The sequence below is a fragment of the Bartonella sp. SL320 genome (genome assembly GCF_059687635.1).
On record NZ_CM185143.1, the window covers coordinates 1,408,718 to 1,424,187 of the forward strand.

Annotated in this window: 5 protein-coding genes; all 5 read right to left on the minus strand. The window is 37.3% G+C overall.

Annotation, left to right across the window (positions count from 1 at the left end):
- Positions 1-28: 28 nt before the first annotated feature.
- The 5 genes from AC6ER8_RS05855 to bafA (AC6ER8_RS05875) all read right to left on the minus strand — a co-directional run bounded on the left by AC6ER8_RS05855 (position 29) and on the right by bafA (AC6ER8_RS05875) (position 15,311).
- On the minus strand, positions 29-1,792 hold the full coding sequence (locus tag AC6ER8_RS05855; protein ID WP_497077791.1) for a ShlB/FhaC/HecB family hemolysin secretion/activation protein: 1,764 nt from the start codon (positions 1,790-1,792) through the stop codon (positions 29-31).
- 1,893 nt (positions 1,793-3,685) lie between these two features.
- On the minus strand, positions 3,686-6,256 hold the full coding sequence (bafA, locus tag AC6ER8_RS05860; RefSeq protein WP_497077792.1) for a BafA family autotransporter: 2,571 nt from the start codon (positions 6,254-6,256) through the stop codon (positions 3,686-3,688).
- Between the two features lie 243 nt (positions 6,257-6,499).
- A complete protein-coding gene (locus AC6ER8_RS05865; RefSeq protein ID WP_497077793.1) occupies positions 6,500-6,634 on the minus strand; it encodes a hypothetical protein in 135 nt (44 codons plus the stop codon).
- A 248-nt stretch (positions 6,635-6,882) separates the two neighbouring features.
- A complete protein-coding gene (bafA, locus tag AC6ER8_RS05870) occupies positions 6,883-9,447 on the minus strand; it encodes a BafA family autotransporter (protein WP_497077794.1) in 2,565 nt (854 codons plus the stop codon).
- A 359-nt stretch (positions 9,448-9,806) separates the two neighbouring features.
- Complete coding sequence (gene bafA / locus AC6ER8_RS05875) at positions 9,807-15,311, minus strand: BafA family autotransporter (protein WP_497077795.1); 5,505 nt, start codon at positions 15,309-15,311, stop codon at positions 9,807-9,809.
- Positions 15,312-15,470 lie beyond the last annotated feature (159 nt).

Below are 15,470 nucleotides of genomic sequence, written 5' to 3' on the forward strand. Positions count from 1 at the left end.
AAGGCAATCTTTTTCTGCCTCTTTGCTTTTAAAATCTCAATAATGCCCGCATTTGAAACAACCCTGTCGCATTCCCCTTTTCTATCGGTGTCGATTGGGTTAAAATATTCGAATAAGAGGCATCAATATCCAAAATCTCTCCATTTGCATGGAAACCCAGCGTTGCCCCAACAAGGCTACCACCCAAACTGTTTCTAAGGGGAGCATTGGCGACCATCCCTAAATCAAGTGCCATATACGGTGTAAACTTCCCCATAAATTTACGCCCTATTTTCGAAGAAAAACCTGATAATAATAGCGATAATTCATTACGCCAAAACACCCCACTATTGCCGTAATAAACCGCCTCACGCACGCCACGCACAGAAGAATTTCCGCCAAGCGACAGTTGTTCTGAACTAAATAACGTATCAGGGGACAATTGCCCTGAAAACAACGTGTTATAGCGAAAATTAGACTGGTTTAGCGAAAAGGCACGCCCATACCCTAAAGAAAAAGACAACTTTGAAAATTGCCCTTTGGGAACGTTTTTTGTCGAAATTTCTTGTTCTTTATCATCATAAGCACCCAAAATCGCCAAACCCTTATGAAACTCTATATGAGCGCTTAATTCTCCTCCCATCCATTTGCGTGAATGATCAAGTTCTAATGTGGCAATAGCTAGTTTACGGCTGGAAACATCAACCTTACTGCCCATAATAAAATTATCAGAAGATTTCCATGTCAATCGTCCTGTAATCCATGTTTTTCCCTCTTGATCTCGGTCAATAACCCGTGAAACCCATGGCGTAAGCGATAAAGATTTACCGTCAGTATCAATATCAGAAAATATTCCCTTAATATTCGAATGATATTGGCTCCAACTGCCATCAAGACCTACCGTCCAATAGCCATAGGGAATGGAAAAGGAACCTGTTATTGTATCACTATTGGGCCGCTTATGAGAAAAATGATACGGATGACCATTCATAGAGCGCTGATAACTAAAAGACCATTGATCATTGATCCTTAATAAATCATCAAAAGAAAGGCTAACGCGCGTTTGGTAAATCCCCGTCGCTTTAGCACCAAGATTATCACTAGAAAGTGTAACGAGCCACGGCTTCTGTTTATCAATATGAATATCAAGAATAGAACCACCAGGAGCATCCCCAGCACCAAGATTAATGGTCGCATGACGAGAAAAAAGCCGATTGATTTGATCAAGTCCTTGTTCTATCGAGCGCAGATGAACAGGTTGACCAATCAGATGTGGAAAAGCCGTTATAATTTCCCCTTGATATTGCCTGTCAACTTTATGACCCTCCAGAGTGATATCCTCTATTTGTCCTTCAACAACAACAATTTTAAGACGACCACCTCTTAAATCTTGTTCAGGTAAATAAGCCCGCACCGCAATATAGCCGTGCTTCATATAAAGCTTGGTGACCGCTTTGAGAACATTGTTGATCTCGGCAATACCAAGACACCGTCCTTCCCAAAAAGAAATGGTGTGATGAAGATCGGTGCGAGAAATCAACTGAGCACCAACAAATTCAATGTTTTTAATCAGCAAACAGTTTTTTTGTGTTGAAGCGTTTTGAAATACCGTGGATTCTTCATCATCTTGTAATAAAGTCTCGTGTGCTTCATTCCTGCGATGTAATTGTTGAAAACGCCGATCTTGCGTTTGTTGACGTTGAATCCTCTCGAATTGATCAATTGCTTGCTCACGAATGCTTTCTGCAAAACTCCCCCATGAAAAAAAACAAAAAAACACTGCACACACAAAAGAAAAATAAAACTTACACATTTACTTTACCTTCAATATGAAGAGTAAAATAAACTGCTTTATCAGCTTTGTAGAAATAACTGCCGACCGCGTAACAATTTTTTAATTTTTTGATGAGAGTAATACTTATAATATCTAAAAGAAAAGTATAGGCTCCCCTGTATAAACCCGCTTTATTGGTTATCCAAACCATATCACTCCCCCCGCCTCTGAAAAGCGTATAATTGCACAGTTAAATGACAATCATACATTCTATACGCTTCTTAATTTTAAGGGGTTGCATATAATATAATTTTGAGGTGCAAGTAAAGACTGTTATTCACAAAATATATCTACTTTATTGCAACTGTTACATATAAGAGACAACAAGAGATTATTCAAAGGGATTTTACTGATCTATATAATTATCAGTCTCTCTTTAGATGTCTTCATAACAAGCAATAAATCATAATTGTCTTATTTATCGTTTATCTTATAAAATCAAAGCAACTTATCACACTATGGCAATTGCTGGATATATGATAATGATGCTTATGTATATGGTCATGCTCGTGTTTATGACAATGTAAAATACATCATTATTCTCAAGTTTGTAGTAATGCGCATGTCTCTTATGACATTGTGATTTTTAATTATGTAAGATCTATGGTCGTGCCACAATTGCTAGGGCTCAGCTTGTATTTATACCCATGCCAATTGATATGACGCGGCTTTCAAATAGAGATGCAAATGATCTATACGAATGAAATCAATCATGAATACCTATATACAAAAAAAATTATCAAAATGCCTGGTAACTTTATCAATACAATTCAAAAAAAATGCGTTTGAAATGAATGTCTGTAATACAATCTGTTTGACATTTACGAGCATTGGTTTTTAAAAGCAGCTTTTCATAAGACAAATAAACAACCGCTTTTATAAAATCTAAGGTTTTAAACGTTTCTTAATAAAGGCTCATTTTATGTTTCAAACGTTTAAACGTGCATTTATAGAGGTTATCATAAGTATCTTTTCATTTTGCACTCAAACATAACTTCTTTGCAAATTAGCCGGCTTAATTTTGAGTTAATAATATTAACCAAATCAAATTCAATCTCGCTAACTTTAGAATAAAACTATCTTTAAACATTATAGCTTTTTCTAAAAATTGAGCAAAATTCTGTGCTTTTGTGATGTATAGTGGTTTTGAATTTTTCCTGCTTATCTTTATCTCAATAAGTTTCCCCAATTTTTAGATGACTAAAATCACTTAATCCAAATTTGGATTGACCTCATTTGGTTTCATATTTTAAAATTATAACTTTTAAAACGTTTATTGCTCGCTTGCTATATCATTAAAAAGGCTTTAAGAACGACTTTGTCTTTAAGTCCTTGTATACAATCTTATAAATTAAACCTATAAGCTTATAATGATTTCGCTAAAAATTTATCGAAATTAAAAAAATCCTTATTCTCTAAAAATCCATATTCTTTAATGCGATTTATTCTGTGATAAAAACGTATCATGAAATTTATGAACCGTTATGAATGATAACTGCTTTTCATTTCATTTGAATAACAATGCGTTATAATATTTTCATCATGATTTGCTCTTTATACTCTATTCATACATGGAATCTTATATTAAAAGTAGTCAAATGAATCACGTCTAAAAAGGTAGATTCATATAAAATAATTTCATTCAACATATTGTCTTTATTATATTTTTTACTTATAATCCCTCCTCTACCCTAAATGCCTCTCATCAAAATCACCATTTAAGCAATAAAAAATTATAAGAAAAAATCAACATGCAAAACATATACCTTTTATAAAAAGCCTTTTCCTTGAAAAAAGGCTCGGCTAAACACTTCGTATTTAGGTTTGAAAAATGCCTGACATACTAAGATCAACCCCAAAATACCTCCATAATTAGAAACTATAGCGTACCCCTATAATGCCTTGAAGGGATTGTTTTGTTTTACGCCCTTTAACATAATTGGCCTCACCATATAACTTCAACTTCTCACTCACAAAACTGCTCAAACCTATTCCTAATTTACCCGCATTCCCTGATAAATCTGTAGTAAATGGATGTTGTTCATTAATCAATGTCTGATTGTCGTCTTTATTCTCACGCAACCATGCTGCTGTAATATATGCCTGTGAGGAAGAAGCCATGCCAGAGCCAAATTCATACCCTAAAGATAAACCAACCTCACTGCGTAATGAAGTGAAGGGACGCATGTTACCGATCATGTCATTCGATAATTTGATTTCTTTACCTTCAACTTGCAACCATGTAAATTGTCCATAAGGCTGTAACCAACTGCTTTTGGACGTCTGAAGCCGATAACCGGCTTCAAAGCTGGTTCCCAACGCCCATTGCGTATAGGTTCCTTCAATCCCTAAACCATTCGTGGAAACTGCCTTAAGAGTATTTTGATAATGATTGTATTTTAAAATACTATCTAAATACCAGCCGCCATGATCCAGATAAGTGACATAAGCCCCAATGCCATAACTATTGATACCGCTGATACCACCCCGTGCATGTGCAATACGTGCGTGGTCATAACTTCCGAAACCTCCAATATAAAATTCTCCATTTTCCCATTCGCTTAAGCCATTAAGCCCCAAAACGATACCGGTCTGATCGAGCTTAAAGTCTATATGCTTTGTCGCAATACTCTCTTTCGTTTTAATCGTATAACTCCATAAAGCCGTATTCTTTTGACTTTGATCTAAAATTCCTCTTCCCGCACGCACGGATTGCATTTCATTGTGAAACACCATCGCTGGAGCGACAGACATAGACAAGACCGCATCTGTAGAAGGCGTGGTTAAAAATTGAGAAACTGAAAGCGTCTCACTTAATTGTAAAGAAGGTTGTTCTTTATGCGCTGGACGCAAAGTCATCTGATCGGCTAAAACTTGAGAAGATACTGAAACAGCCATCTGTTGTTGGTCAGCAGAAAGAGGAGGAGGTGGTGCTGGAGGAGATACCACATGAGTTTGATTTTCTTGAGAAGAAGACACCGAAATACTGGAAACATTTTGTGCTTCTCTTAAATGACGTGGAGGACGTGGTCTAGATTGCTCTTTTTTAGAAGGTTTACGAGAATTGGTATTTTTTTTTCCAAAAGGAGCAGCTTGATCAGACAATGCAACAGGAACCTTCGTTTTCTTGTTTACACATTGTACTTCAGAATTAGAATGCTCTAAATTTTCAGTGGCTCTACTCAAATACCAAGTTGTAGAATAACCACTAGAATCAGCACATCTTCTTCTCTTCCGTAAAACATACAGATAGGTTCCACCATCAAAATTTTGGATTTCCTGACCGGAAAGGTTTTCCAGAGTAAAATTAGCTCCTTCATTTTGGCCTTTATCAGTAACTAAATTAATCTCTGTGACCAAACCATTTTTTTGTGAGAAAGGACCTGTAATTTCAGCACCAGAATCGGCAACACTTATTTTGTGATTACCTGTGCCTTCATCAATCGACAAGTAATCACTCGCATTCCCTTTGGCACTAATACTGAATCGAAAATGTAAATTACCTGAAAGCCTCTCAACATGAAGTGAAATATGGCGTGGATCATACGGAATAGAAGTAAAAATAACAGTTCCATCTTCCCCTCCTAAATCTTCAATTTCAATCTGATGTTTTTCTCCTATATTCCGTTCACCAACCTCAAATATTGTTTCCTCAGGTCTGTCCTTTATAGGAATCTTTTTCTTAGTAGTATGATTTGTCCTATCGCCAGAGAATAAATAAAGTTCTCCGTTACCATTGACCCTTACTTCTCCAACAACACCTTTCGCACCAACATGTAACCATGACTTAGCAGAATCCATAATTGTTAAAGTATCCACAAATCCTTGAGGATATACAACTTGAATAGCCTGATCCTTCAAGGTAGTATTAAAGGAATCTCCTCCTGCTAAGACGTGTTGTCTACCATTCCCAGAAACCTCGGTATCCTTTGCTTTCCCACCTTCTTTTCTTTGCCCCGCATAAAGATTTTGTTCTCCGTCTTTTCCCACTTTCGTATTCTCAGCCCATGCTCCATCATACACATTCTGCTGCCCTACTGCTCCACCACCCCCAGCAACTGTTGTATTATATGCACTGCTTTTTCTTTCCACAGTTGTCAGATCAAGATTTGCCTCTTCATGAATAAACTGCTTACCTCCAAGAATTTTAGCTTCCACTGCAGTTCCTCTGCGTGTAACTATTTGCATCCCCCCTTTTTGAATAGTGGATCCTAGAGAAACTAATCCATTTTCAACGACTTCTACACCACCATCCTCAATTTTAATATTCATACTAGGAAGTGCATTTGTAATCAGTGCTGAACCCTTTGATACCGTTCCTCTAGGCATCACATTTTCTAATCTTTTTAGCTCTCTATTCTTGTTCTCAACTGCATTTGCAAATGGCACGAGACAACTACTAATCATCAATACTGAAAAGCTTAATTTGTATTTATACCGCATTATCCACACTCCACTCTCAATTATTTAGAAAAATATCCCACATCTACGTAGGTCGTTCATTTTAGAATGTATCATAATGTGTTTTATTTATGTCTAAATACAATTTTTAGTGTGTTTATTTGATTTAAAACAATTATAAGTTGTATACCTATAAACCACTAAAAAATGCTCGTGCCCTTTAATGGGGTCACACCCCTCACGTATAACAGAAAATCCTAAACGGAACATACTTGCGTTACTCACTCATGCACTTGTTTGAAAGAAATATCTCTCAATACGCCCCAAGCCCATTTCCCCAACATCAATAATAAAATGGTCAATCCATTGAGCACCAACATCTTTACGCTTATAGCAAAGCAAGCCGGAATCATCACACATTTTTCTAGCTCTAAAATATTGCGATACTCCTTAGCATTTGAGGCGGTTCATAAGAAGCATTTTGCGTGCTTTCTTATACAATTTTACGCCACACAACTCTTCTCCACTTGTGGCATGCAAGCAAATGATTCTGATTGATTCAACATGGAATAGATTTGGAATGAGAAAATCCTACGATATTCAGGACACTCTTATCCAAAATGAAAACAATGACATTTATAAAATTAATCAGCCGTATAAATGTGTATTTAGAAACTATAACGTAACCCTAAAATACCTTGAAGAGCATTCTTAATCTTACGTCCTTTTAAATAATGTGCTTCCGCATAAAGTGTTAGTTTATCATTGACCGAACTGTTTAAACCAATTCCCAGTTTACCTGCACTACCCGATAAGTCCGTAATAAATTTATGCTGGTTATTAATTATCACATCATTATTATTTACATTCTCACGCAACCAAGCTGCCATAATATAAGCTGTTAATGACGTTTCTGAATTCACAAAGAATTCATGTCCTGCCGTTAATCCAACTTCACTGCGGAATGAAGTCGATGGGTTTAAATCACCAATCATTCCATTGGAAAGCTTTATTTTTTTACCTTCAACCTGTAGTCCTGTTAACTTGATATAAGGCTGCATCCAAGTATTCTGTGCTGGTTCAAAATAACAACCAATCTCAAATGATCCCCCTATCGCCCATTGATTGTAGTGGCTTTGAAAAGCGAAGCCATTCGTTGAGATAGCTTTCAAATTATCTCGATAATAATTATATTTCAAAACACCGTCCATATACCATCCACGACGATCAAAATAAGTTGCGTACGTTCCAATGCTATAAGAACTTAGACCACTATCTCCCCCTCGTGCATGTGAAACACGTGCTTGATCATAACTACCGAAACCACCAATATACAACTCTCCATGCCTTAATTCATTCAACTGATCCGCCCCAACAACTAAACCTGTCTGCCCAAGTTTAAAGTGTGTATGGCCTGTTGCAATGCGTTCTCTGCTCTTAATTGCATAAGTCCACAGTTCGATATCTTTTCTATTTCTGTTCCAAATTTTTCTACCATTCCGTACAATTTGCAATTCATTGTTAAAAATAAGTCCAGGGATTACGGACAACGTTAATACTGCATCCGTAGAAGGAGTGGTTGATGTTCCACCAGGAACGAACGGATTTTTAGGATCTGGAATAGAGGTTTCTGGTCCACTGAGGCGATCTGCAGATAAAAACCAAACTTTTCCATTTTCATCCTTTCTTTCTTTTAAGCCATACATATAAGTTCCACCATCAATGGCGTTTATTTTTTCACCCTTAAGATCTGTTAAGGCAAAATGCGCTCCACCACTTTGATCCGTAATTAAATCACGCTTATTTGAAAAAGGATCCGTGATTTCAACACCAGAATCAGCAACACTTATTGTATGATTCCCAGTACCTTTCTCAACCAAGAGATAATCGCCACGGTTATGAGCAATCGTGGTATTGAACGCGAAATGTAAGTTTCCTGAAAGATTATTCACATGAAGCTGAGAATAGTAGGGATCAGAACCTGTAAATGCAAAAATAACACTTCCCTCACCACTTAATTTTTTTATCAAAGAGCTTTTTCCATCAAACTCATCCGTAAGTGCGTACAGCTTGGTATCTTTTCCATTGAGAAGAATATCTTCTGCGATTGTACGCTGCTGATCAGTCCCCGCATAAAGATGAAGCTGTCCAGAATGATTGACCTGTGTTTTACCTTCTAATGTCGCTCCAGCATGCACCCATGATGTTGTTTCATCATTCATTGTTAGATTTTTTACAGATCCGTCATTATATATTTCCTGAACAGCACTCTCATTTAAAGTGACTCCAATAGCTTGACCGCCTTTTAAAATACGCTGTTTACCACCAGCAAAAACCTCTGTGTCAAATGCAACACCATTATTTTTTGTATTTTGAGATTTTTTTCCAATCTCTTGGACGCCCCCTCGCATAACTTTTGTATTCCAAACTATTCCCCCATCATACACTTTTTGTTGACCTAGTGTTTTACCTTGACCATAAATGACCGTATGAGAAGCGCTACTTCCTTTAACCTCTTCTCCAACATCTCCCTTCCCAAAAACAAGCTGCTCCCCACCATAAATTTTAGTCCCCTCGACTCTTCCTCCATTTCCAACACTTTGTTGTCCACCTTCTTTAACGACAGCATTTTTTGAAAAGCCTTGTTTTCCTTTCAAAGCCTGAACATTTTCAATTCCACCATATTCAATTTTACTATTCTCACTAAGACCTCCTGCATACACATAAAGCTCTGCACCATTCTTTACCGTGTTATTGATAGATCGCCCTGGACTATCAATCTCACCATCATTTGAAATGTAAGCTTTACCTTCATGATCAAGAACATAATTTTCGAGCAATGCCCCATCTTTAATGAAGATAAGTTCAGGCTTTTTAAGAGACGCAATCTTTTGTTCTTGCGTACTATATCCAACATTGTTACGATAATTGCCATTAAGCTCTTGTTGGCTCGCAAATACTCTAGCGCTCTTAACAAGAGTAAAATCGATAGGCTTTTTAAAGAAGTCTACTTCATTGTTCGCTCTTACAATGACATCATTCGATGCTCCCAATATGCATTTTTCTGTTTTCATATCCCCATTATATTGAGCCTGAAATACTTGGTTATTTTCATAACTTGACGATTGACAAAAAAGAGGTATCCCTCCCTCATTTGCAGCAGCAGCTTGCACAAAACAGCTGCTCAACATGAGCACCCAACAATTTCGTTTCCATTTATATTGTAGAGCCATATCCTCCCCCCTTTCACGTCTTGCCTAGACAACAAACGTAATTAGCTCTGCAAAATATATTTTCAATCTTAAGCTGTAATAATTCTTCTGAGAATCCCCATCATCTCACTTTAAAAGCACTCTTTGCAATCTTTTAGATGCTTTTTGATCGAGAATATAAGGACATTTTTATCGTGTCCCTTTAGCACGCTTTTCAAGATTTCTTATCAAAGAAAAAAGCAATATATCACAGAGTATATAAGGCTATACGACTTATCATAAAAAGCGAATCTGCATGCTATAAAATATTTTCTGACGCTTCATTAAAGGCTTTTAAAAACAATCATATATTTAAAAATAACGGAAAAATAACCATATCGCTAAAAACTATAGCGTACCCCTATAATGCCTTGAAGGGATTGTTTTGTTTTACGCCCTTTAACATAATTGGCCTCACCATATAACTTCAACTTCTCACTCACAAAACTGCTCAAACCTATGCCCAATTTACCCGCATTGCCTGATAAATCTGTGGTAAATGGATGTTGTTCATTAATCAATGTCTGATTGTCGTCTTTATTCTCACGCAACCATGCTGCTGTAATATATGCCTGTGAGGAAGAAGCCATGCCAGAGCCAAATTCATACCCTAAAGATAAACCAACCTCACTGCGTAAAGAAGTGAAGGGACGCATGTTACCGATCATGTCATTCGATAATTTGATTTTTTTACCTTCAACTTGCAACCATGTAAATTGTCCATAAGGCTGTAACCAACTGCTTTTGGACGTCTGAAGTCGATAACCGGCTTCAAAGGTGGTTCCTACTGCCCATTGCGTATAGGTTCCTTCAATGCCTAAACCATTCGTGGAAACTGCCTTAAGAGTATTTTGATAATGATTGTATTTTAAAATACTGTCTAAATACCAGCCGCCATGATCCAGATAAGTGACATAAGCCCCAATGCCATAACTATTGATACTGCTGATCCCACCCCGTGCATGTGCAATACGTGCGTGGTCATAACTTCCGAAACCTCCAATATAAAATTCTCCATTTTCCCATTCGCTTAAGCCATTGATCCCTAAAACGATACCGGTCTGATCGAGCTTAAAGTCTATATGCTTTGTCGCAATACTCTCTTTCGATTTAATCGCATAACTCCATAAAGACGTATTCTTTTGACTTTGATCTAAAATTCCTCTTCCCGCACGCACAGTTTGCATTTCATTGTGAAACACCATTGCTGGAGCGACAGACATAGACAAGACCGCATCTGTAGAAGGCGTGGTTAAAAGTTGAGAAACTGAAAGCGTTTCACTTAATTGTGGAGATGGCTTTTCTTGATTGCCTGGACGCAAAGTCATTTGATCAGCTGAAACTTGAGAAGATGCTGAAACAACCATCTGTTGTTTATCAGTAGAAAGAGGGGGAGGTGCTCCTTTAATCATTTGGCTTTTCAAAGTTGCAACAATTGAAGCAACAGAAGCTGAAGATTTCTTCCTTAAGTTGTGGTGCTGTTTTATTTGACGTGGCAAATTAATCGCATACTCTTGTGTCTTTGTAAGCGTTGAAAGAGAAGAAACGGATTGATTTTGACTTAAGTGCCGTGCAGATCTGCTTCTACTGCGTGGCAGACTATTGAGAAATGAAAAATCATCAATAAAGACTGCAGATAAATACCAAATTTTTTCATCCCCATCCTCATCAACTCTTTGTTTTAAAGCATATGTGTAGGTTCCACCATCAGCAATTTGAATTTTGGCGCCAGAAAAACTTTGTAAAGTAAAAGATGCGCCTCCACTTTGATCAACAATCAAATCAAGTTCTGTTGCAGAAGGATCAACAATTTCAATCCCAGAATCAACCACACTTATTGTGTGAGAACCGCTACCATTCTTAATAAAGAGATAATCTCCCTCTCCTTCTGCAAGGCTAACATTAAAATTGAAATGGAGACTCCCCGAAAGATCATCAACATAAAGCTTAGAGTAATATAAATCGTCCTCAGCAGAGGTAAAAATAACTTTTCCTACACCACTTAACTTCTGAATCTGTATACTTTTGTCGTCAAATTCACTCGCAACAGAGTATAATTGAGCATTTTCCCCCTCTAAATGGACATCTTCTACTGTAGTATGATGTGGATCACTTCCAGCATAAAGATGGATTTGCCCAGAATCCTGAACCGTTATTTCTCCTCTTAACAGCGCACCAGAAAAAACCCATGAAGTGGCTCCCTCTCCAATTGTTAGATTTTTTACAATGCTACCAGCATGAACTTCTTGAGCTGCATGGCGGTGTAAAATTACGCTGTGGGCTTCACCTCCTGCCAATACTCGCTGGACACCACCTGCGAAAACTTCAGTATTCACGGTTAAACCACCGGCCTTTTCTGCAAAGCTATCATCATCTGGAAACCATTTAGCAAGAGTTTGTATTCCCCCACTCATCACTTTTGTTCCCACTGCCATTCCATCATCATAGACATTCTGCTGCCCTAGTGTATCCCCCTGACTATAAATTATCGTATCATAAGCACTGCTTCCAACAATCCCCCCGTTTTCGTAACTATCTCCCCAAACAAGTTGATTACCACCGTAGATTGTCGTCTGCAAAGAAGATCCTCCTCCTTCTACTTTTTGTTTTCCCCCTTCGTAAATAATCGTCGACTCTGAGATTCCCTGTTCCCCTATAATCTCGGAACCACCATTTTCAATTGTTGTATTCTTACTGAAACCACCCGCTTCAACATAAAGTGTTCCAGATCCCTCAACTGTCGCATTAATGGACTGTTTAAGAGCGCCTCCATCATCAGAGATATAAACGACGCGATCATCACCAAGCAAAAAGCTTTGTAAAATCCCTCCTCCCTCACCAATACTGAAATGAATGACATCAGAATATGGATCAAAATTAATACTAACATCTAGTGGTGATGTGATATTTTCTTCTTTTTCCGGAGTTTCCTCTATAGATAATTCCGTATGAGGAGAGGAAGTTATAGGAATAGAAGTTGTTTGTGATGATGTTAAATACCAAATCTTTCCACCGTTATGCTCTTTCATCTTTAGAGCATACATGTAGGCTCCACCATCAATTGTACTTGTCTTTTCACCAGAAAAATCTATCAGAGTAAAATGAGCCTTTCCGCTTTGTTCATGAATCAAATCAAGCTCAAGAACTAAGTTCTGATTTAGTAGAGAAGAATTGGTCATTTCAACACCAGAATCAATCACACTTATGGTGTGATGTCCTTCTCCCTTTTTTATAAGGAGATAATCACCGCGCTGCTCTGAAAAATTAGTATTCAACCTAAAATGTAAATTCCCTGAAAGATTACCAACCTCAAGTTTAGAGTGATGTGGATTAAACGGCGTAGAAGTAAAAAGAATACTGCCATCACCACTTAAGTTCTCAATCAAAGAACTTTCGCCATCCATCGTAGAAGCAATAGCGTACAATTTTGTATCTTTGCCGTTTAACACAATTTTTTCGACTTCAGTACGAGATTGATCAGCACCAGCATAAAGATAAATTCGCCCTGAATCATGAATCATGGTGCTTCCTTCTACTGTTGCACCATGATGTAACCATGATTGTGCTTGATCCTTAATGGTTAAATCTTTTACATAACCCCCTAAATCTATTTTCTGGAAAGCATGCCCTTGTAAAAGAACGCCAAGAGCGATTCCTCCTGCTAAAACGTGTTGTTCTCCACCAGAAAAGACCTCTGTATTAAATGCAAAACTGCTATAATCGTTGAGATCCTGTTCTACATAAAGATTTTGTACCCCTCCTTCCTTAATTTTTGTACCAAAAACCTCTCCATCATCATAGACATTCTGATATCCTCGCACTTCATTTTCACCAGAAATAACAGTATCATAGGCACTGCTCTTCACCATCTCACCTTGAATATCAGACTTTCCTGAAACAAACTGCTCACCACCATGAACTTGTGTATCTTCTACTTTTCCCCCATCTTCAACCCTTTGTGTTCCTCCTTTATAAACAATCGTATCTTGTGAAACTCCCTGTGTTTTAATAAGTTCAATACTGCTATTTTCAATTTTGGTATACAAGCTAAAACCACCGCTATAAACGGAGAGATTTCCACCATTTTTAACTGTATTACTAATTGAAGTTTCTCCATTACTATCAACTTTCTCACCGCTACTGTTAAAGCTAGGATCCGCAATCGTAACAATCATTCCCTTTTCGATTGTGTGTTCTGTGAGATCACTCGATAATGAAGCCATGGCAGATGGTTGCAAATTAAAGTCAGAAAATAAGGAGGGACTTGTCTCATCAACGGCATAATTCGCATCTAAATACCAAATTTTACCGGTATCCTTATTATTTCTGTGTTTCAAACGATACCTATAGGTTCCTGCATCAATCGTTTCGACCTTTTCACCAAAAGTGTTTGTCAGAATAAAATGAGCGTTTCCACTACGATCAGAAATTAATTTAAGCTTTTTGTGAGAAGAGTTTGTCACTTCACGTCCAGAATCCATCACACTGATTGTGTGATGACCTGCTCCTTTTTTTATGAGGAGATAATCACTAAGATGCTTGGAAAAATTGACCTTGAAATCGAAATGTAAAGAACCTGAAAGATCATCAATATTAAGCTCAGAGTAATTCTTATTAGCACCAGAAGACGTAAAAATAACGCGACCATTTCCTTTTAAACTCTGGATATTAACATGAGTTTTTTTGCCATTATCTTCAGAGGCAATAATGTATAGCTTGGTATCTTCTCCATTTAAATGAAGATTTTCTACTTCCGTAACTGTTTCACCACTCCCAGCATAAAGATAAAGGCTACCAAAATCATGAACATTTGTATTCTTATCTACTATTGCACCAGCTAAAACCCATGATTCTGCTTGATGATTAATTGTCAAAGTGTCTACATATCCGGTATCATATATTTTCTGAGTAGCTCTATCATATAAAGTAACTTCACTCGCATTCCCTCCTGCAAATATATTCTGCACCCCATTTTTAAAAAGTTCAGTACTCAGTGCAAAAGCCCCCTCATTGAGAGTAAAATCTTCCTCTTCTATATCAGCTGTATCAGCATCCTCTGAGAAACCATTATTAAAATTCTCTTGACCATCAAGATTCTGGACACCGCCTTTCATCACCTTTGTGTCAACAGCCATCCCCCCACTATAGATATTTTGTATTCCTAGCATTCCATCTGCAGCATGAATTTCAGTGTTATAAGCACTACTTTCCTTATTTGTACGCGACAAACCAGATCCAAGGATGCCCTTACCAAAAACAGTCTGCTCACCACCATGGATTTGAGCGCCTTCTGCATTTGCACCACTTTCAACAGTTTGGTTTCCCCCTTTTTTTACAATGGCATATTCTGAACTGCTCAAGTTTCGAACAAACTCAATTCCATCATGTTCAATTGTCGTATCCCTACTAACACTTGCTGCATCAATGTAGAGTTTTCCACCCTTTCGAACCGTATTATTGATGGAATAGCCTGCATCTTCATAGCTAAAGTTATTTATTTCAGAAGCATCAGAATCACGGGGGGTAATATAAATAGCAGCACCATCACTTATTATTGAATTTGTTAAGACTTCAAAAAACAGGTTTTCTGATTCCTTCCTTTCCTCCTCTGAGGACTTACTTCCTTCTATTATCTTTTCATGCACTATCATTTTTGCCCCCTCTTTTTTTTCTTTTAATCCCCTCACTTTTGATAACAATTTTTTTGTCTTTTCTAGATGTTCATTGATACCTACTGGTTTTAATAGTTTTTCGTTTGGTGTTGCTACTCCATGTGCATTTGCAATCTTGATAAAAAAACTGCTGGTCATTAACGCGCAAAAACTTACTTTTAATGTGCGTTGCATGATTCACACTCCATCATTCCAAATTTAAATCCCCCGTTTAAAAAAAAGTGCATAGACCAAAACAACATTCTGTAATGGATTAACCTCATATTTTTTTAAAGATAACAAAGCATTCGATGGCTTAAGCTCTGACGGATAAAATATACACTATGTGTTTTA